General features: G+C 61.1%; 18 protein-coding genes. 13 read left to right on the top strand and 5 right to left on the bottom strand.

Going from position 1 to position 20192, the window contains the following annotated elements; genetic code table 11:
• Positions 1–226 precede the first annotated feature (226 nt).
• From JQ592_RS21615 to JQ592_RS21635, 5 genes are all read left to right on the top strand, one after another.
• Complete coding sequence (locus tag JQ592_RS21615; protein ID WP_246820580.1) at positions 227–1051, top strand: class II aldolase/adducin family protein; 825 nt, start codon at positions 227–229, stop codon at positions 1049–1051.
• 21 nt (positions 1052–1072) lie between these two features.
• On the top strand, positions 1073–1864 hold the full coding sequence (locus tag JQ592_RS21620) for a class II aldolase/adducin family protein (RefSeq protein ID WP_246820581.1): 792 nt from the start codon (positions 1073–1075) through the stop codon (positions 1862–1864).
• Between the two features lie 218 nt (positions 1865–2082).
• Entirely contained in the window at positions 2083–3291 is a 1209-nt protein-coding gene (locus JQ592_RS21625) for an ABC transporter substrate-binding protein (RefSeq protein ID WP_211404799.1), read from the top strand.
• 119 nt (positions 3292–3410) lie between these two features.
• Positions 3411–4355, top strand: coding sequence for a ketopantoate reductase family protein (locus JQ592_RS21630; RefSeq protein WP_211404800.1), 945 nt, complete (start codon positions 3411–3413; stop codon positions 4353–4355).
• 19 nt (positions 4356–4374) lie between these two features.
• Complete coding sequence (locus JQ592_RS21635; protein WP_349630482.1) at positions 4375–5538, top strand: lactate 2-monooxygenase; 1164 nt, start codon at positions 4375–4377, stop codon at positions 5536–5538.
• On the opposite strand, the gene JQ592_RS21640 is transcribed toward JQ592_RS21635, so the two are convergent.
• The 5 genes from JQ592_RS21640 to JQ592_RS21660 all read right to left on the bottom strand — a co-directional run bounded on the left by JQ592_RS21640 (position 5539) and on the right by JQ592_RS21660 (position 12559).
• Positions 5539–6417 carry an alpha/beta fold hydrolase gene (locus tag JQ592_RS21640; protein ID WP_211404872.1) on the bottom strand — a complete coding sequence of 293 codons (879 nt, stop codon included), beginning with the start codon at positions 6415–6417 and terminating at the stop codon, positions 5539–5541.
• A gap of 148 nt (positions 6418–6565) precedes the next feature.
• Positions 6566–7726 carry an iron-containing alcohol dehydrogenase gene (locus JQ592_RS21645; RefSeq protein WP_211404802.1) on the bottom strand — a complete coding sequence of 387 codons (1161 nt, stop codon included), beginning with the start codon at positions 7724–7726 and terminating at the stop codon, positions 6566–6568.
• A 304-nt stretch (positions 7727–8030) separates the two neighbouring features.
• On the bottom strand, positions 8031–8288 hold the full coding sequence (locus tag JQ592_RS21650) for a DUF3551 domain-containing protein (RefSeq protein ID WP_349630483.1): 258 nt from the start codon (positions 8286–8288) through the stop codon (positions 8031–8033).
• Positions 8289–11456 (bottom strand): efflux RND transporter permease subunit, encoded by a 3168-nt coding sequence (locus tag JQ592_RS21655; RefSeq protein WP_246820582.1) that lies wholly within the window; start codon positions 11454–11456, stop codon positions 8289–8291.
• Positions 11456–12559 carry an efflux RND transporter periplasmic adaptor subunit gene (locus tag JQ592_RS21660; protein ID WP_211404874.1) on the bottom strand — a complete coding sequence of 368 codons (1104 nt, stop codon included), beginning with the start codon at positions 12557–12559 and terminating at the stop codon, positions 11456–11458. The genes JQ592_RS21655 and JQ592_RS21660 overlap by 1 nt, the downstream gene beginning before the upstream one ends.
• 215 nt (positions 12560–12774) lie before the next feature.
• Between JQ592_RS21660 and JQ592_RS21665 the strand changes: the two genes are divergently transcribed.
• The 8 genes from JQ592_RS21665 to JQ592_RS21700 all read left to right on the top strand — a co-directional run bounded on the left by JQ592_RS21665 (position 12775) and on the right by JQ592_RS21700 (position 20006).
• The gene (locus JQ592_RS21665) at positions 12775–13353 is read left to right on the top strand and encodes a TetR/AcrR family transcriptional regulator (protein WP_211404803.1); all 579 of its coding nucleotides are present in this window, start codon (positions 12775–12777) and stop codon (positions 13351–13353) included.
• A gap of 76 nt (positions 13354–13429) precedes the next feature.
• Positions 13430–14230: an SDR family NAD(P)-dependent oxidoreductase gene (locus JQ592_RS21670; RefSeq protein ID WP_211404804.1), complete on the top strand. Its 801-nt coding sequence runs from the start codon at positions 13430–13432 to the stop codon at positions 14228–14230.
• A gap of 413 nt (positions 14231–14643) precedes the next feature.
• Entirely contained in the window at positions 14644–15744 is a 1101-nt protein-coding gene (locus JQ592_RS21675; RefSeq protein WP_211404805.1) for an NADH:flavin oxidoreductase, read from the top strand.
• Between the two features lie 194 nt (positions 15745–15938).
• Positions 15939–16736 (top strand): ABC transporter ATP-binding protein, encoded by a 798-nt coding sequence (locus JQ592_RS21680; protein ID WP_211404806.1) that lies wholly within the window; start codon positions 15939–15941, stop codon positions 16734–16736.
• Positions 16733–17446: an ABC transporter ATP-binding protein gene (locus tag JQ592_RS21685; RefSeq protein WP_008135694.1), complete on the top strand. Its 714-nt coding sequence runs from the start codon at positions 16733–16735 to the stop codon at positions 17444–17446. Before JQ592_RS21680 ends, JQ592_RS21685 begins: the two co-directional genes overlap by 4 nt.
• Positions 17447–17459: 13 nt before the next feature.
• Positions 17460–18338, top strand: a complete 879-nt coding sequence (locus JQ592_RS21690; protein WP_211404807.1) for a branched-chain amino acid ABC transporter permease — start codon at positions 17460–17462, stop codon at positions 18336–18338.
• A 2-nt stretch (positions 18339–18340) separates the two neighbouring features.
• Positions 18341–19360, top strand: coding sequence for a branched-chain amino acid ABC transporter permease (locus JQ592_RS21695; protein WP_211404808.1), 1020 nt, complete (start codon positions 18341–18343; stop codon positions 19358–19360).
• 130 nt (positions 19361–19490) lie between these two features.
• The gene (locus JQ592_RS21700; RefSeq protein WP_211404809.1) at positions 19491–20006 is read left to right on the top strand and encodes a 3-hydroxyacyl-CoA dehydrogenase family protein; all 516 of its coding nucleotides are present in this window, start codon (positions 19491–19493) and stop codon (positions 20004–20006) included.
• The last annotated feature ends 186 nt before the right edge of the window (positions 20007–20192 follow it).

A 20192-nucleotide genomic window follows, 5' to 3' on the forward strand; every position in this document is an offset into this window, starting at 1 on the left:
TCTGGCGACAAACGAGGCAGCGTTGATGTGCATTCGACGTCTTGCGCTGAGCGCAGTTCAACGATCCGCAATCGATTTCAATTGTCATTCTTGCGGCTTGCTGTCCAGTTTAGTCGACAGGCGGCGGACGCTGGATAGCGCAATCTAGATCGTTATCAGATCGCATCGAACAAAAGCCGGGCGCGTCCAGATAGGCCGCCCCGCGGAAACCGGAGGCGAGGGCACCATGATGAACGCACCCCAGCGGCAAGATCAACATACGGGAGCCGTAGCGAAGATCAATGTGGGGCTGCCCCAGCCCCCGGTCTTCAACAGTCTGGCCGAAGAGAGACAGCACCGAAAGGAACGGTTGGCTGCCGGGCTCAGGCTTTTTGCGAAGTTTGGATTCGACGAGGGTGTCGCAGGCCACATCACGGTGCGTGACCCGGAGTTCACGGACACGTTCTGGGTGAACGGGTTCGGGATGAGCTTCGGTTTGATCAAGGCGTCGGATCTCATTCGGGTCAATCACAAGGGCGAAGTCGTCGAGGGCAACCATCCCGTCAACGCCGCTGCTTTCGCTATTCACGCAAGCGTTCATGCGGCACGCCCGGACACGATCGGTGCGGCGCATTCGCACTCCACGCATGGCCGGGCGTTCTCAACGCTGGCGCGGAAACTGGAGCCGATCACGCAGGACGCCTGCGCATTCTACAACGATCACGCGCTATACGAAGACTACGGTGGCGTCGCAGTCGAAATGGACGAAGGCCAGCAAATCGCGAAGGCGTTAGGGCCGCACAAGGCGGCTATCCTGCAGAACCATGGCTTGTTGACCGTCGGGCAGAGCGTGGATGAGGCGATCTGGTGGTTCATCACGATGGAGCGGTCGTGCCAGGTTCAGCTTCTAGCCGAGGCGGCGGCGGCGCGAACCGGCCAAGCTCTTAAGGTCATTCCTGAAACATCCGCAAAACAGGCTTTCGCTATCCTTGGTTCGCCCAGGGCAGGGTGGTTTCAGTTCCAGACGCTGTATTCGAAGATCGTAAAAGAGCAGCCGGATTTTCTCAATTGAGGCGCTGCTCGGAGGAATCGCATGAACATCCAGACGTCGCCTGGAAAGACCATTCACAATGCTCTGGCTGCGGAAGAGCGGCGGGTCCGTGAGGACCTCGCTGCGCTGTATCATGTGTTCTCTGATCTAGGCTGGTGCGAGCACATCTACAATCACATCACGGCTCGGGTGCCGGGTCCCGATAGGCACTTTCTGATCAACTCGTTCGGCCTCGCGTACAACGAAGTCACAGCTTCCAATCTCATCAAAATCGATCTTGATGGCAAGAAAGTCGTGGACGTGCCGGGTCGCGTCAACGCGCCGGGTTTCACGATCCATTCTTCGATCCACGGCGCGCGCGGTGACGCCCATTTCATCACCCACACGCACACGACGGCCGGCGTGGCCGTTGCGTGCACGGAAGAGGGGCTCTCGCATCACAGCTTCTACGGTGCGATGCTCTATGAGCAGATTGCGTATCACGATTTCGAGGGCATCTCGACAGATCTCGGCGAGCGCGAGCGCCTCGTCAAGTCGCTCGGCAGCAGAAACTACATGATCCTGAGACATCACGGTCTTCTGACGTCTGGAAGGACGGCCGCGGAGGCGCTGTTCCGCATGACGATCCTGCAGCGCGCATGCGAGGTGCAACTCGCGGCTGCGGCATTCGGGAAGGGCTGGCGTCCTCTGTCGGAGGAGATCTTGCGTCGTACGACGCGCCAGATGCAGAGCGAGGTTGCTAAGGGCTTCGACGAAAAGACCTCCTTTGGGCAAGATTCGTTCGAGGCTTATCGTCGCGCACTGGATGCAAGGGGTTCGCGTTACAGGGATTAAAAGCGGCACCGGCGCGGTTCGCCGGCGGCGGCCAGCGTCTCGCGCCGCAGGATCAGACGGCGCTCATCGCGAGAGGATCGTCGAATCTTGGCTGGCGGAAGACAGCGAGGACAAGTCAAAGCCGATCTCAATATATGCATAACCCCGCCGTCAGATGCGGGGACGTAGAACGGAAACGCCATTTGACGCCGAAAGCGTCTCAGTGTGGGGAAGTATCGATGTGGAAGAGAATCGTTCTCGTGATGCTGATGATTGCAGTCGCGCCGGTGTCGTTTGCGCAGAAGGCAAAGGCCGAAGATCCAGTCGGGGTTACCGCAACGGAGATCAGGGTCGGCGCGACGTTCCCTTTCAGTGGTCCTGCCTCGGCCCTCGGTAATGTAGGCAAGGCATTAATTGCCTATGTCGAGTTCATCAATGACAAGGGAGGCGTTAACGGCCGCAAGATCAAGCTGATAGCGCTTGATGATGCATACTCGCCGAGCAAATCCGTCGAACAGACCCGCAAGCTGGTGGAAAGCGAGGAGGTCGCATTTCTGTTCAGCCCGCTAGGGACCGCGAGCATTTCTGCGAACGTGAAATACGCCAACACCAAGAAGGTGCCGCACCTCTTCGTTCTCTCAGGCGCGAACAAATTCACCAATCATGCCGAGTATCCCTACACCACGACCGGGCTGCCGAGCTACGATACCGAGGGTAGGGTGTATGCGAAGTTCATAACTGAAAAGATGCCGGGTTCGCGCATCGCCATCCTCTATCAGAACGATGATCTAGGGAAGGATTTTGTCGGCGCTTTCCGCTCCTACATGAAGGACGATTTCGGCAAACTGGTCGTGGCAAAGTCCTATGAAGCGGCCGATCCGACCGTAGATTCTCAGGTCGTGTCGCTCAAGAGCTCGGGAGCAGAAGCGTTCTTCATCGCAGGGTCGCCGAAATTCACGGCGCAGGCTCTGCGTAGAAGCCGTGAAATCGGCTGGAATCCTCTGACCGTTATTGTCAATTCAACCACGTCCGTAGCGGGTACGCTTTCGGCGGCAGGCCTCGATAACGCCAAGGGAGTGGTATCAAGCACGTTCCTGAAAGATCCGATGGATCCGACCTGGGAGCACGATCCCAAGGTAAAGGGCTATCGTGCGCTTCTCGCCAAATACGTTCCAGGCGGCGATGTCGCAGAGACGCTTTACATTGCCGGTATCGTCCAGGGCGAAATCCTCGAGAAGATCCTCCAGCAGTGCGGCGATGATCTGACGCGCGACAACATCATGAAGCAGGCACTGAATTTGAGGAACTTCTCGCCTTCCATGGCGCTCCCCGGCAGCGCCGTCAATACCGGCGTGAACAATAACCAGGCGTGGACCTCGCTTCAGCTCGAGAGCTTCGACGGGAAAAGCTGGGTTCCCTTTGGGAAGCTCGTCAGCGCCGCGGACTAGGCGCGCCTGTCGGCAAGGGGATGGTCACTGAGGCGCTGCTATCGCGCTGCGGAGCCAGACGCTCGGGTCGCTCCTTCGGCAGGGGACGACGATCTTTCACGTCAAAGAGGAGATGGATCTTGCGGATACTGGTAATCGGAGCCGGCGCCCTGGGCGGATATTTCGGCGCGAGGCTTCTGGCGGCAGGGCGCGACGTCACGTTCCTGGTGCGGCCTAAACGCGCGGAGGCGCTCGCGAAAGGCGGGCTGGTGGTCAAGAGCAAGCTTGGCGATCTGCACCTGGCATGCCCGCCGACCGTCACGTCTGACCAGCTGAATGGTTCATATGACCTCATCATTGTGAGCTGCAAAGCCTACGACCTTGACGGCGCGATCGAGTCGTTTGCTTCGGCGGTTGGCAAGAACTCGGTCATCATACCTCTGTTGAATGGCTTGCGTCATCTCGACGTACTGAATGCCCCGTTCGGTGAAAAGAACGTGTTCGGCGGCCAGTGTGCCATCTCAGCGGCGCTTTCTGCCGACGGCGAGATTCTGCACATGACGGATCTGCACACGCTGAGTTTTGGCGAGCAGAGCAGGACGCGATCTGAACGTCGCGCCGATATCGCCGGTGCTTTGTCGGGTGCCGGTTTCGACGCCGAGCTCAGCGACGACATTCTGCAGGGCATGTGGGAGAAGTGGGTGATGATCGCCACCATCGCCGGCGCGACCTGCTTGATGCGCGCCTCGATGGGGGACATCGTAGCTGCCGGCGCATCCGACGTGGTGATCGGGTTGCTTGACGAAGCCAGCGCAATCGCAGCCAAGCAGGGGTTTGAACCGCGTCCGGCCTATATCGAGCGCGTGCGTTCCATTCTCACGATGCCGGGCTCTCCGCTCATGGCATCCATGGCACGCGATATCGAGCGAGGAGCACCGACCGAGGGCGATCATATTCTCGGTGATCTGCTCGGTCGCGTCGGTACAGGCGAGGCCCCGATGCTCCTCAGGACCGCCTATGCCCATGTGAAGTCGTATGAGGCGCGTCAGGCTCGCGAGCATCCGCAGCGGCATTCTGCAAAATGACACCGCAAGGGAGGTCGGCGTGGTTGATTATGGCGGCTACCAGTTTGAGATCTATCGTTCGGGCTTGCACGGGGTGTTGCCGAAGCTTCCGGTCGATTTTCGTGATCTCGAGTCACGGGCTCACGCCGCAATGCCGCCGTGGGTCGTATCCTATGTGGCGGGTGGCTGCGGGAACGAGCATACCCAGAATCTCAACGTTTCCGCATTTGAACGCTGGGGGTTGATCCCACGCATGTTCGTAGGCGCTGCGCAGCGCGATATGTCGGTCAACCTCTTTGGAATGCGGCTTCCCACACCGTTATTCTTGTGCCCGATCGGCGTCATTGGCTTGTGCGCGCCGGATGGACGCGGTGACATTGCGACGGCAGCGGCCGCACGCAAGCTCGGCGTGCCCATGATTGCGTCGACTCTGAGCAACGCTCCGCTCGAACAGGTTGCTTCGGAGTTCGGCGAGACGCCGGGCTTCTTTCAGCTCTATACGCCGACCGATCGTGCGCTTGCCGAGAGCCTGGTTCACCGGGCGGAAGCCGCCGGCTTTAAGGGGATTGTTGTGACGTTGGACACGTGGGTGACCGGCTGGCGTCCACGGGATCTCAATCAGGCCAATTTCCCTCAGCTGCGCGGGCATGCCCTCGCTAACTATTTCTCGGACCCTGTATTTCGCGCCAGTCTCGCAAAGCCGCCCGAGAGCGATGTTGCCGCTGCCATCATGAAGTGGGGGACGATCTTCGGACATCCTCTGACCTGGGACGACCTTCCCTGGTTGCGCTCGTTGACGAAGCTGCCGTTGGTCGTGAAGGGCATTTGTCATCCCGACGACGCGCGACGTGCCATCGACGGTGGCGTCGATGGCATCTATTGTTCGAACCACGGCGGCCGCCAAGCCAACGGCGGCATCGCGGCGGTGGATCTGCTGCCCGGCATTGTCAGAGCCTCCGGCAACACGCCCGTTCTTTTTGACTCGGGAATTCGTTCAGGCACCGATGTTGTGAAGGCTCTGGCCTTGGGCGCGACGGCTGTTGGGGTCGGCCGGCCGTATGCCTACGGACTCGCACTCGACGGCGTCGAGGGGATCGTTCACGTGCTGCGATGCATTCTGGCGGAGGCGGACTTGCTGATGGCAGTGGACGGATATCCTGGTATCGCCGATCTTCGGCCATCCGCGCTGCTGCCGGTCGCCTGATTAGCCAGCGAGGAATTTCAGGATAGCTCTCCCCGTAGCATCTGGAGCTTCCTCGCACATGAAATGCCCCGCCTCGACGGCTTCTCCGGTAACCTGCGTCGCCCAATGTTTCCAGACGATCAACGGTAGGGCGCCTGAAGCGGCGATGCCGCTGCTTCCCCAGATGACATGAAGGGGCGTTGTGATCTTCCGCCCGGCATCAAGATCGCTCTTGTCATGGTCGAAGTCTGCGTAGGCGCCGGCGCGGTAGTCTTCGCAGAGGCCATGCACCCGTTCGGGATCGCGCAACGCGCTGAGATAGTGTTCCACTGCCCGGGAATCAAAGCTCTCCGCGAATACGGGGCCGAAGAATCCGTCCGGGTCTCGCGAGATCAGCGTCTCGGGTATAGGATGAGGCTGAGCGAGAAACGTCCAATGATAAATGCGAAGCGTCGAAAGACGGCTAAGATTCGTCCAGTAATTGTAGGTGGGCAATATGTCGAGGACGATAAGTCGCGAAAGGCGTTCGGGATGATCGAGCGCCAGACGATAGCCGACACGTCCTCCCCGGTCGTGGCCGACTAAAGAGAAGCGGGAGTGGCCGAGACTTTCCATCACCTCGACCATCGTTCGGGCCATTGCCCGTTTCGTGTAAGGCGTGTGGTCCGTGTCGGTCTCGGGAACGTCTGACGCGCCGTATCCCGGAAGGTCGGCGATCACGAGTGAAAACCGTTCGGCGAGTGCCGGTGCAAGGTGATGCCACATTACATGGGTTTGAGGGAAACCATGCAACAGGAGAAGTGGCGGCCCTTTGCCGCCAACCCGCGCAAAGATGCGTCCCGAACTTGTTTCGGCATACACCGACTCAAATCCGGGAAACAAATCAGCGAGAGCAGTCATCTTGACTTTCACTCCGTCTTCAAGGGGCAGAGAAGCGCAAGGGGCACGCGAGATCGCCATCTGCAGGAGGCTTGCATCAAACCGACGCAAGCCAACCCTCTGCCGATCCCGCGCAACGCAGCTCTGGAGGTCGCGCAAGCCGGGCCGGTTAGGCGGCCATTCGCAGCAGATCGACGATATCGGCTTCGCTCTTGAACGGCCGCGGATTGGCTTGAACGAAGCGATGATTGATCGCGATCTTGCTGATCTTCTCGAACTTGTCTTCGCCCACGCCGACGTCAGCTAGACGGGTAGGTAGTCCAAGGGCCTTGACGAAACCAGCAAAAGCATCTCCAGCTTCCATATCAGGGCTGCCGAGGGCTGCCGCCAGGCGCTTCTGCGCACCCTCTGTAAAAGCCTTATTGTACCGAAGAAGACTCGGCATGATGACGGGCGTGCAGTAATAGTGAGGAACATCGAAAGTGCCGCCAAGCACGTGTCCGATGCCGTGGCTTGCCCCCATCGGAACGCGTGCCTGCAGACCGAAGGCGGCGAGCCATGAGCCTTGTTGCGATTGGCGTCGCGCTTCCATGTCATTCGGTTCTTGCAAGGTGCGGAGCATACCCTCGCGCAAAAGACAGATGCCCGCCAAGACCACTTCATCGGCTAGTGGCGTGCCCGCTGGCGAGCATAGGGCTTCGATGCCGTGATCCATCGAGCGTGTCCCGGATCCCATCCATAGGTTCATGGGCGTGTGGAGGCTCAGGTCGGGATCCAGAATGACCGCCACGGGTGACATCTGTGGGTGGAAGAATATCTGCTTCAGCTTGGTGCGCTCGTCCGTGACGAGCGCACCGGCATTGTATTCGCCGCCATTCAGCGTGGACGGGACTGCGATCTGCCGCACTGTGGGCGCACGGAATGGAGAGAAGGGCACGCCAGGCCCCATAACGAACGGGTCGAAGCCTGCCTCATCGAAAATGTCATGTTCCATGGCCATGATGACGATCTTCGCGAGGTCGACCGCAGAGCCTCCGCCGACGGCAACCACCAGATCAGCCTGCGCCTCCTTTGCTTGACGGGCGACCTCGGCGGCCTGTTTCCGGGTCGTGTGCTGCGCGATTCCATCGAAGGTCGCCACATGCTTGTTGCCGAGCGCTCGGCGAATCTTTTCGATCTCGTCGGTCTTCGTATTCAAGGTACGGCTGACCAAGAGGAAAACGCGATTGGCATTCAGCCGAACCGCTTCATCATTCAAAGCCTCGGCTGCAGGCTTGCCGTAAACCACACGATCGATGTCCGGAAAGTTATGTATCCCAACCTTGCGCATTTGTTTCCCCTCGTCGTTTTTAATGTGAGTCACTTTAGTATTAATAGTTACGGGGTGCAACGGCCATCTTTTCTGGCACCGGCACGAGGCCAGCTTGTTTAGTCGCGAGCCACACCACCCGAGCTGGGGATCGTGCGCTTCCGAGGGCAGTCAGGGAATTGCATTTCCAGCATTTTCACCTCTGAATCGGCAGCGTGATCCTGCCGGGAGGATCACGTTCGGACGCGTGATGCGGACGGTCGATCAGCCCAGCTACGCTTCGAGGAAGCCTCGCTCGGACAGAACATGTAGCGGGCAGCTTTGGTCAGTTCGTCGCCATCGCGGCTTCTACGGCCGAGGAGGGGCTGCGAGCGCAGCTCCCACCGCGACCAGAGATGAGGACGATGCACTGCTCGAGCGTATCGAAGTGGCATTTCCGCATGTCTGACGAATAGTCCTGAAGACAGTATCCGTAGGCATTTGTTGAGGCTGCCGGTGCAACGCTCAAGTAGTCTGCGCCAGCGAGGCCTGCAAAGACAATCGAGAGGAGGGTGAATAGCTTGCTCAAGGTCGTCTCCTGCACTCAGGCTGTCATCTGTTCTTGGACGATGGGCGACAGCGCGTTTTCGGAAGCGGTTGCGGAGTGTGCATCATTCATGTTGCGTACTTGCGCTTCTTCCGTCGTATCCGCATGCGTCCCGTCTGCGGTCGGCTTGATCCGGAACCAGGTGGCATAGAGCGCGGGAAGGAACAGCAGGATCAGTACCGTTCCGACCGCGGTGCCGCCGATCAGCGTGTAGGCCATCGATCCCCAGAAGACGGAGTGCGTGAGCGGGATGAAGGCCAGCACGGCAGCAAGCGCGGTGAGGATCACCGGCCTGGTGCGTTGCACGGTGGCCTCGATGACGGCGTGATAGTCGTCGAGTCCGGCGGCAAGATTCTCCTTGATCTGTTCGGTCAGGATCAGAGTGTTGCGCATCAGAATGCCGGCCAGTCCGATCAGGCCCAGGATCGCGTTGAACCCGAACGGCTGATTGAAGAGGAGCAATGCCGGCACGACCCCAACGAGGCCGAGCGGTCCTGTCAGGACGACCATCGCCATCGTCGAGAAGGACCGCACCTGCAGCATGACGACGATCAGCATCGCGGCGATCATGGCGGGGAAGATCGTCGCCAGCGCATCGTTGGCCTTAGTTGCTTCCTCGATCGATCCGCCCAGCTCGATACGATAGCCGGCCGGAAGGGATGCGATCAGCGGTTGGAGGGCCGTCTTGATCTCCTTGGAGACCTCCGGGGGTTGGGTCGCCTCATTGATATCCGAGCGAATGGTGACGACCGGCGTGCGATCGCGCCGCTTCATGATCGGCTCTTCGAGCCGGATTTCCGAATGGCCGACCTGGTCGAGCGGAATCGCGCGGCCGTCCCTGCTCATCAATGAGAAATCCGCCAGACGCGCCGGATCGAGCCGTTCGCCGCCGGCGCTGCGCGCTACGATCGGGACATTGCGGATGTCCTCGCGAACCTGCGTCACGGCGATGCCGGTGAGCAGGAATTGGAGTTGACGGCCCACCTCGGCCGGCGAAAGGCCGATCAGGTTTAGGCGATCCTGATCTGGGATGAAGCGGAGCACGGGGGTACGATCGCCCCAATCCCGATTTGCCTGCCGCGCGTCGTGAACGCCACGCATGACCTCGAGAGCCTTCTGAGAGATGGCATACAATTGAGCGGGATCCGGCCCCATGATCCGGAACTCCACCGGGAAAGGCGTGTAAGGTCCGAACACAAGTTGGGTGACGCGCACATTGGCCTCGGGTGCAAGGCCCTGCGACACGGTTTGTCGGAGCCGGTGCTTCAAAGCCTCGCGCGCCTCTGCGTCAGGCGTCAGGACGACGATCTTTGCGAAGGCCGGATCGGGCAGCTCGGGCGCCATCGCGAAGAAGAAGCGCGGCGCACCCTGACCGATATAGCTCGTGATAATCTTGGCCTCGGGTTGATCGTGCAGCCAACCCTCGAGCTTCTCGACGGCGGCCGTCGTCGTCTCGATGCTGGTGCCTTCCGGCAGGCGAACTTCCACCAGCACTTCCGGGCGATCGGAGGTCGGGAAGAATTGCTGCTTGACGCCACCCATGCCGACGACGGAAAGCGCGAAGGCCACGGCGACGATGCTGCAGGTCAGGAACTTGTGGCGGACGGCGAGGGTGATGAGTCCTCGCAGGCGCTGATAGTTGGGTGTGCCGTAGATCGCGTGATGACCGCCCTCGACCGGCTTGATCGCGGGCAGCATCTTGACGCCAAGATAGGGCGTGAAGATCACCGCGACGATCCAGGAGACGATGAGGGCGAAACCCACGACCCAGAAGATGTTTCCGGCGTATTCGCCTGCGGTTGAGCGCGCAAAACCCACCGGCAGGAAGCCAGCGATCGTCACGAGCGTTCCTGACAGCATCGGCGCCGCGGTGTGGCTCCACGCATAGGCCGCCGCCGAGATGCGGTCCATGCCCTCTTCCATTTTCACCACCATCACCTCGATGGCGATGATGGCGTCATCGACGAGAAGACCAAGCGCCAGGATGAGGGCGCCGAGCGTGATGCGGTCGAAGAACCGGCCGGTCTCGAGCATGATCAGGAACACGACGGCGAGCGTCAGAGGGACGGCCGCCGCGACGACGATGCCGACACGCCAGCCGAGGCTCAGCAGGCTGACCAGCAGCACCACGCCGAGCGCCATCGCAAACTTCATCATGAATTCGTCGACCGCCGAGGTGATGTTGACGGCCTGATCGCTGACCTTTGCCAGAGTCATTCCGAGCGGCAATGTCCCGGCGATCGCTGCGGACCTCTCCTCCAGCGCCTTGCCGAGGGCCAGACCATTCCAGCCCTCCTGCATCACCGCCGCGAGCATGATGGTGGGCTCGCCCTGGTGCCTGATGATGTAGGTGGGTGGATCCTCGTAGCCGCGGCGGACCTCGGCAATATCGGCCAGCTTCAGCGTCCGCCCGGCAGCGACGATCGGCGTGTCGGCGATCGCCTGGACGCTGTCATAAGCGCCATCGACCCGGATGAAGACCTGAGGTCCTTTGGTGTCGATCGAGCCTGCCGGTGTCACCGTGTTCTGCCGCTGCAAGGCGGCAACGATATCCGTTGCCGACACACCGAGAGTTGCCAGCTTGGCATAGGAAAACTCGACGAATATTTGTTCGGGACGTTCGCCGAGGATGTTGATCTTCTTGACGCCGGGCACGTGCAGGAGGTCCTGACGGATGATCTCGGCTTGCCTGGCGAGCTCGCGCATCGGCATGCCCTTGGCCTTCAGGGCATAGAGGGCGAAGCTCACATCCGAATATTCGTCGTTGACGAAGGGGCCGAGCACGCCAGAGGGCAGCTTGCGGGCTTCATCTCCCAGCTTCTTGCGGGCCTGGTAGAACTCCTCCTGCACGCTCGATGGCGGCGTGCTATCCTTCAGCGTCACCGTCATGTACGCATAACCCGGCCGCGTGGTCGTCTCCACCCGGTCATACCAGGTCAGCTCCTGAATCCGCTTCTCCAGCGGTTCGGCAACCTGGTCTTGCATCTCGCGCGCCGTCGCACCCGGCCATACCGTGGTGACCGTCAGGGTCTTGATGGTGAAGGATGGGTCCTCGGCCCGCCCGAGCATGAAGAAGGCATAGGCGCCCGCAGCTGCCAGCAGGAGGATGAAGAACAGGGTGACGGCCCGTTCGCGAACGGCCAGGGCGGAGAGATTGAAGCGCATCAGTTGCTCCTGGTTTCCGACGCGGTCCTGACGCGAGCGCCCTCGTGCAGCAGATGAGCCCCTAGGGAAACGATCTGGTCGCCGGACTTCGATCCGGAGATAACGGCCGTCTCGCTGGTCACGCGCAGAAGCTTGACGGGCTGCAAGCGTACGGTCGAGGTCGCGCCGTCGAAGACCCAAACGCCGGTCGTTCTGCCGTCATCGAGCACGGCTCCGAGCGGCACCTGGACTTCCGGCTGATGATCCTGGCTTGCAAGCCGAATGGTGACCGTCGCGCCGAGGGGGGCCGCCGCGGCGTCCCCATCGAGCACGTAGCGGGCCTCATAAGTGCGGGTCTGGGGATCGGCAGAATCCGATAACTGGCGCAGATGCGCGGTAAAGCGGCGCCCGTCGCTCCCGTAGAGGCTTGCCTCGGCGAGCGATCCGATCGCCGGCCGGGTCGTTTCGGGAAGCGCGACCACAGCTTCACGAGGACCGGACTGTGCCAGCCGAACCACCGCCTGGCCGGCGGCGACGACTTGGCCGGGCTCACCGAGCGTTTGGGTGACCGTTCCGTCCGCGTCCGCCACCAGGACGGAATAGGTCGCCTGGTTCTCGGCGACCCCTGCTTCGGCTTCCGCTGCGGCAAGCTGCGCCTTGGCAGTATCCGATGCGGCCTTCGCCTGCTCGTAGCGTTGCTTCGACGTCCATCCGTCGTTCACCAGATTGGCGTAGCGCCGCTCGTCGGCGTCGGTCTGAACGACGACTGCACGCGCTGCGGCGACCGCATTGCGCTTCGCTGCGACTGCCAGGCGGAGATCGGTTTCGTCGATCCGCATCAGCGGCTGCCCGGCTTTGACCTGCTCGCCGACATTCACGAGTCGTTCGACGATCTTCCCGGCGACGCGAAAACCGAGATTGCTTTCCACCCGCGCGCCGACGGTCCCCGTGAACCCACGTTCAGATCCGCTGACACGCGCGGCCGTCACCAGACGGACCATCGGGGGCTCCTGCCTGGGATCGATGACCGCGGAGGCTTCATGGGCGGGGATCGCAAGAGCAACGAAGGTCGCCACCCCTGCTGGGACCAGAATACCGGCGAGCACCGCAACACCCCTTTTCATGACCGTCTCCTTTCGAAATTTAGATTGCATGTGATTTCTATAAAGAGATTAGATTTCGATCGCAATCTAAATTAGGGCTTATCACGGGAGCGTGATTGCCAAAGCCGGGGTATTTGGGCCCTAGGCACGCAAAATCCGGTCGGGTGGATTGATAGATTGCAGTTGAACTCTATACTGGGTATAGAAGTCGGACGAAATCCAAATGGAGACCCGCGATGCGAGTGAGTCGCACCCAGGCGGCCGAGAACCGCCAAACCGTCATCAATGTGGCCAGCCGCCTCTTCAGGGAGCGCGGCTTTGATGGCATCGGCCTAAAAGATCTGATGAAGGGGGCCGGGCTAACCCAAGGCGCCTTCTACAAGCAGTTCGCATCGAAAGAGGATCTGGCGGTGGAGGCGTCCAGGCGCGCACTGGAAAGCGCATCCGGCCGATGGTCAGACGCGGCCGCGGCACATCCTGACGATCCACTCGGCGCAGTGATTGCATTCTACCTCAGTGGCGACCATCGCGGAGAGAAGATGGACGGCTGCCCGATCGTGGCACTTGGTTCGGATGCCGCTCGACAGGGCCCGGAGGTGAAGGCGGAATTCGAAGCAGGAATCAAAGCGCATCTCGACGTGCTCGATCGGTTTCTCGCCGGGGCTGGCGACGAGGCCTCGCGCAGCAAGGCCATGGCCATTCTCGCGACGATGGTTGGCGCGGTGACGCTATCGCGAGTGATCAACGACCCTGATCTGGCTCAGGCCGTTCTGGATGCGGCGGCGAAACAGGTTCGAGACGCCGCTGCCACTTGAAAAGGATCGGCCGGTGTTCGGATTGAGAATGTGCCCGAGCCCCATTCGCTGACTCCAAATAGACGAGAAGAGAACGATGTCGGACATAGCAACGAATAGTTTCGGCGGAAAATGGGCGCTGATCACGGGGGCCTCGAGTGGCCTCGGCCTCGAGTTCGCAGATATCCTGGCAGCGCAGAAGGTCAATCTCGTGTTGGCGGCTCGACGGCGAGAGCCGATGGAAAAGCTTGCCTCCGATCTCCGCAGCAAATACGGGGTGGATGTGCTGGTCGAGGCGATCAATCTTGCCGCGCCGGGCGCGGCCAGCCGCCTGAAAAGCAGTCTCGACGCGAGATCGGTGACGATCGACATCCTGGTGAACAATGCCGGATTCGGCTTGCACGGCGATTTTTTGGACACGCCGATCGAGCAGACCGCGAACATGATCCAGCTCAACATCACGACGCTCACAGAGCTGACGCATCTTTTCGGCCGCGACATGGCTCAGCGGCGATCCGGACATATCCTTCTCATCGCCAGCCTTCTGGCCTTCCAGGCCGTTCCCAGCTACGCGGCCTATGCAGCGACCAAGGCTTACGTGCTGGCCTTTGGCGAGGCTCTGCATGACGAACTCCGTTCGCACGGTGTGGTCGTGACCAGTCTCTGCCCAGGACACACCGCGACAGGCTTCGATGCGGCAGCCGGCGCAACCGCATCGAGCTTGCTGCGCCTCCTCACCATGAAGCCGCGTCCGGTCGCCGCGAGCGGTATTCGGGCGCTCATGCAAGGAAAGGCCACGGTGATCGCCGGTCTGTCGAACAAGATGGCTGCCTTTTCAAATCGTTTGACGCCGCGATCAATGCAAAGGGCTACGATGAAGAGAATAATGGACACCTGACGGGCGACGACCCGCGTTCGCGCAGGTAGTTTCGAAGAGCGCCGCCGACAGGTTCGTGAGGCGCCGCACGCCCCGACCAGCGTGGTTGAAATCACTGGAAGAGAAGTCGGCCTCGATCATAAAAATTCCCAAAAGGAACTGCGGCATATTGCCTGCAGGCTACGTCCATAGCTGATCGCTTTAAGTAGTATCATTGACGGTTCTTATTTAGAACTATATAGAAGCTTGGCTCCGCTGAATTCGCTGGAGCAAAGCTCGTGGGGAGTTGTAAGCACTCCCCAAAAACGAGCCATCCAAGAATTCGCCGAAGCGGGGGGAAGGTGATGATCGTCGATGGGCGTACTCCGAATCGCAACCGCGAGATCAATGGCTCGCACCGAACGTCGCTGGGTTAGAGCGAGTCTGGAGCGCAAATGGCGATCGACGTTCTTTTTCGGCCGTTCACCTATAAAGGCCTGAACCTGCCAAATCGCGTCGTTATGGCGCCGATGACCCGCTCGTTCTCTCCAAATGGCATTGTTACCGCAGACGTAGCGCAGTATTACCGCCGCCGGGCCGAAGGCGGGGTCGGACTTATCATTTCGGAGGGCACGGGGGTTGATCGCCCCGCTTCTTTGAACGACCCGAACGTCCCTCGGTTTCACGGCGTACAGGAACTCGCCGGCTGGCGTCGCGTCGTGGACGAAGTGCATGGGGCCGGCGGACTGATGGCGCCCCAGCTTTGGCACGTCGGCGCCGTCCGCACGCGCGAGAAAAACTGGCAGCCTCCAGGCGCCTACGACAGCCCTTCGGGTCTTTCGCGACCTGAGAAGAATCTGGGCGTTCCGATGAGCGATGCGGATGTAGCGGACGCCATTCGGGCTTTCGCGGATGCCGCTCTTGCCGCCAAGTGTTCGAATTTCGATGCTGTCGAGCTGCATGGAGCGCACGGCTATCTGATCGACCAGTTTTTCTGGGAAGGGACCAATCGCAGAGAAGATGCGTATGGTGGCAGAGATCTACCCGGGCGAGCGCGTTTTGCCGCCGATATAGTGCGCGCGGTGCGTAAATCGGTCGGCCCGGAGTTTCCGATATTGCTTCGGATCAGCCAGTGGAAGCAGCAGGACTTCGCCGTAAAGCTCGCCAGAACGCCGCGCGAATTGGAGGCGTGGTTGGTGCCTCTGCGCGAAGCCGGCGTTGACATTCTTCATTGCTCGCAGCGGCGCTTCTGGGAGGCGGAATTCGAGGGCTCGGATCTGAATTTCGCCGGGTGGGCGAAAAAGGTGACCGGGCTGCCGACGATTTCGGTCGGCTCAGTGGGACTGACGGGTGAGTTCATTGCCGCGTACGGCGGCGAGAGTTCGCGACCGGCATCCTTGGACGAACTGATCCGTCGTTTGGACCGAGAGGAATTCGATCTCGTGGCCGTTGGCCGGGCGCTACTTCAGGATCCGCAATGGCTCTTGAAGGTGCGCGACGGACGAGGCGACGAGCTGATGGCTTTCGATCGGTCTGCCTTTGCGACCTTGAGCTGAACGTCGAAACACGTTGATTGCTCTGTAGAGCAGCCGCGGAATTGGAGGCGATGCGCAAGTTTGCGGCGTCAAGTCCCGAAAGAACAATGACACAATCAGGAGGGAAAGGTGCGCGAGAAGCGGAGGGGATCGGATAGCCGCCGTTGCGGAGCGTGGCCGCCCACCAGTTCGCCGAGCGACAAGGGCGAGACGAGATGACGCAGGCACAGCTCGCGCAGGGGACATCGCCCCTGCTCGCGGTTCGCGACGTCAGCGTCGTGTTCGGCGGCATCATCGCGCTCAACGGCGTGTCCTTCGACATGCACAAGGGCCAGATCCTTGGGCTCATCGGCCCCAACGGCGCCGGCAAGACCACGCTCTTCAATTGCCTTTCCCGGCTCTATCAGCCCTCGTCCGGCGACATCCTGATGGAAGGCGTGAGCATCCTGTCGCGGCCGCCGCACCGGATCGCCGAGATCGGCATCGGCCGCACCTTCCAGAACGTGGCGCTGTTTCCGAACCTGTCGGTAATGGACAACGTCCGCGTCGGAACGCACGCCCGAACCTCCAGCGACATCATCAGCGACTCGCTACGCCTGGCCTGGATTCGCCGCAGCGAGACAGACGTGAACAAGAAGGTGCACGAGATCCTGGCCTATCTCGACCTCGAGGACGTCGCCCATACCGTCGTGTCCGGCCTGCCCTTCGGCACGCAGAAGCGCGTGGAGCTGGCGCGCGCGCTCGCAGCCGATCCGAAGATCCTGCTGCTCGACGAGCCCGCCGGCGGCCTCAATCACGAGGAAGTCTATGTGCTCGGCGACCTCATTCGCCGCATCCGCGACGAGCGCCACATGACCGTGCTGCTGGTCGAGCATCACATGGGGCTCGTGATGTCGATCGCCGATCACGTCGTCGCGCTGAACTTCGGCAAGAAGCTCGCGGAAGGCACGCCGGCCCAGGTGCAGGCGGACCCCGACGTCATCAAGGCCTATCTCGGGAGCAAGGACCAATGACGACACTGCTCAACGTCAAGGACCTGCGCGCCTATTACGGCCAGGTCCAGGCGCTCCATGGCCTGTCCTTCTCCCTTAACGAAGGCTCCCTGACCACGCTCTTGGGCGCCAACGGCGCTGGCAAGACCACCACGCTGCGCGCGATCTGCAACATGGTGCGCTCGACCGGCGGCATCGAGTTCGACGGCAAGCCGCTGAACAACCGCTCCACCGAGAGCATCGTGCGGTTCGGCATCGCCCATGTGCCGCAGGGCCGCGGCACCTTCACCACCATGACGGTGGAGGAGAATCTCCAGCTCGGGGCCATCACTCGGAAGGACAGCGCCGGCATCGTCTCGGACATCGAGCGCATGTACGCGCATTTCCCGGTGCTCAAGCAGCGCCACACCCAGCAGGCCGGCACGCTGTCCGGCGGCGAGCAGCAGATGCTCGCGGTCGCCCGCGCCCTGATGCTGCGGCCGCGGCTGATGCTGCTGGACGAGCCGTCCTTCGGCCTCGCACCGCTGGTCGTGCGCGACCTGTTCGGCATCCTCGGCAAGATCAACCGCGAGGACAAGGTATCGATCCTGGTGGTCGAGCAGAACGCCCAGCTCGCGCTCGAGCTCGCCGACCAGGCCTATGTGATCGAGACCGGGCGCATCGTGATGTCGGGCAACGCCAAGGACATCGCGAACAACGAAGAAATCCGCAAATCCTATCTGGGTTACTGAGGGAGCCGGGACAATGGAGCTGTTCACCAACCAGGTCCTGGCCGGCATCGCCACGGGCGCGATCTATGCCTGCATGGCGCTCGCCGTGGTCATGATCTACCAGGCCATCGACCATCTCAACTTCGCGCAAGGCGAGATGGCGATGTTCTCGACCTTCATCTCCTGGCAGCTGATGCAGTGGGGTGTGTCCTATTGGGCCGCCTTCCTGATCACGCTGGCATTCTCCTTCGTCGCCGGCATCGCGATCGAACGTATCCTGTTCAAGCCGCTTGCGAAGGCGCCGGTGCTGACCAACGTCGCCGGCTTCATCGCGCTGTTCGCGATCATCAACTCGTCGGCCGGCCTGATCTGGGACTTCACCATCAAGCAATATCCGACCCCGTTCGGCTCCGCGCCGTTCCTGGGCAGCCAGCTGATCTCGACCCACCAGGCCGGCATGATCGGCGTCACCGTGCTGCTGCTGCTCGGCCTTTACTTCTTCTTCCAGTATACGCGGATCGGTCTTGCGATGCGCGCCGCCGCGTCGGTGCCTGAATCGGCCCGCCTCGTCGGCATCAACACGAGCTGGATGATCGCGCTCGGCTGGGGCATGGCGACCGCGATCGGCTCGATCGCCGGCATGCTGATCGCACCGGTGGTGTTCCTGGAGCCCAACATGATGGGCGGCGTCTTGATCTACGGCTTTGCCGCGGCGGTGCTCGGCGGGCTCTCCAGCCCGTTCGGTGCCGTGGTTGGCGGCTTCCTGGTCGGCGTCTTCGAGAACCTCGCCGGCACCTACATCCCCGGCGTCGGCAACGAGCTGAAGCTCCCGATCGCGCTCGCGCTGATCATCTCCGTCCTGGTCGTCAAACCCGCCGGCCTGTTCGGCCGGCACATCGTCAAGCGAGTTTGATCATGAGCGCAGCAGAAGAAGTCGTTGCCGAAGGCCACCAGGCGGTCGAGGCGGTTCCGAAGCGGGCCATGACGCTGGGTACCGGCACCTCGCTGGTGGTGCTGGCGGCGCTGTTGATCGTGCCGATGTTCGTCAAGAACTTCATCATCTTCCAGATGACGATGCTCCTGATCTACGGGCTCGCCGTGCTGGCGCTCAACATCCTGACCGGCGGAAGCGGCCAGTTCTCGCTCGGCCAGAGCGCGTTCTACGCCGTCGGCGCCTACACGACCGCGGTGCTGATGGAGCACTTCAACGTCAACTACGCGCTGACCTTGCCGACCGCTGGGGTCATCTGTTTCGCAGTCGGCTTCCTGTTCGGCAAGCCGGCGCTGCGGCTTTCCGGTGTCTATCTTGCGCTTGCGACCTTCGCCCTCGCGACAGCCATGCCTCAGCTCCTCAAGCTGAATGTTTTGGAGCATTGGACCGGCGGCGTGCAGGGCCTTATCGTGACCAAACCGGATGCTCCATTCGGCATTCCATTAAGCCAAGATACCTGGTTTTACTACTTTACTCTCGCGATCGTGCTCGCGATCTACATCTTCTCGGTGAACCTGCTGCGCTCCCGCTCAGGCCGCGCCTTCATGGCGATCCGCGACAACGAGATCGCGGCCTCGGCGATGGGCGTCGACGTCGCACTCTACAAGACCTTGGCCTTCGGGGTGTCCGCCGGCATCACCGGTGTCGCCGGCTCGCTCGGCGCCATCGCCGTGCAGTTCGTCGCGCCAGACAGCTTCACTTTCACGCTCGCCATCTCGCTGTTCCTCGGGATGGTGGTCGGCGGGGTCGGTTGGCTGCCTGGCTCGATCGTAGGCGCGGCCTTCATCATATTCGTGCCGAATATCGCGGAAGGAATCTCCAAAGGCCTCTCAGGGGCAGTGTTCGGCGTGCTCCTGTTCCTCGTCATCTATCTCGTACCGCACGGAGCCAGGCAGGTCGCTCTACTTTCCCAGAATCTGCTCCCAAGACGAACGAAAGACTAGGGGCGCATAGGCGTTCGCATGACTCTTAGAGACGAGACCTTCTGGATCATCGCGCCCGGCGCCGGCGTCCTGCTGCTTCTGGACGCGATGATATTGCTCATTGGAAGGTGAGGGTGCGACGTGCTGGGTCATGCACTCGGTTTGGAGCGGCGTCGACGAAGACGTGGTGAATTTACAGACTGCCGACGCCTTGTCGGCGGCTAAATATGCACTTCCTCATGCCGCCCGGCATCACGCCCGTGGAATTGTGATGTCGTGCGGCCACACCAACCCGGCTGTGATCCAACTGCTGGCCGACGTGCTGCCCGGCTATGGCCTGACGCCCTACGTGGTGCAGCGCGAGAGCATGGGCTTCATCTTCAACCGAATCTGGGCCGCGCTCAAACGCGAGACGCTGGCCGTGGTATCGGAGGGTGTCGCGTCGGCGGAGGTGGTGAATGCCATTTACAGTCAAGCCACGGGTTCGCAGCGGGGCCCGTTCCGCCTCATGGACGCGGTGGGACTGGACGTGGTGCTTAGCATTGACGAGAATTATGCTCAGCATCGGCTCGGCCTGCCCGAGGGGCCACGCATTTTACTGAAGAAGATGATCTCTGAGGGCCGCTTTGGCGTGAAGAGCAGTCGAGGGTTCTATGACTATCAATAATGTCACATCCATTAGGCACTGGAAGTCTTGATTTCCTGGCGTTGGCTATTCCTAAGCTTCGCGGGTGGTGGAATGAGGCTGGCCCGCGCACGTATCGCCAGCCATAGAGGTTCGAGTATGTTAGCAATCGATATGAAACAATGCGCCACTCTTGTGGGAACAGAAGTGGGCGTGATCCGACTCTCA

It is taken from the genome of Bradyrhizobium iriomotense (genome assembly GCF_018129405.1).
GTDB lineage: Bacteria > Pseudomonadota > Alphaproteobacteria > Rhizobiales > Xanthobacteraceae > Bradyrhizobium > Bradyrhizobium iriomotense_B.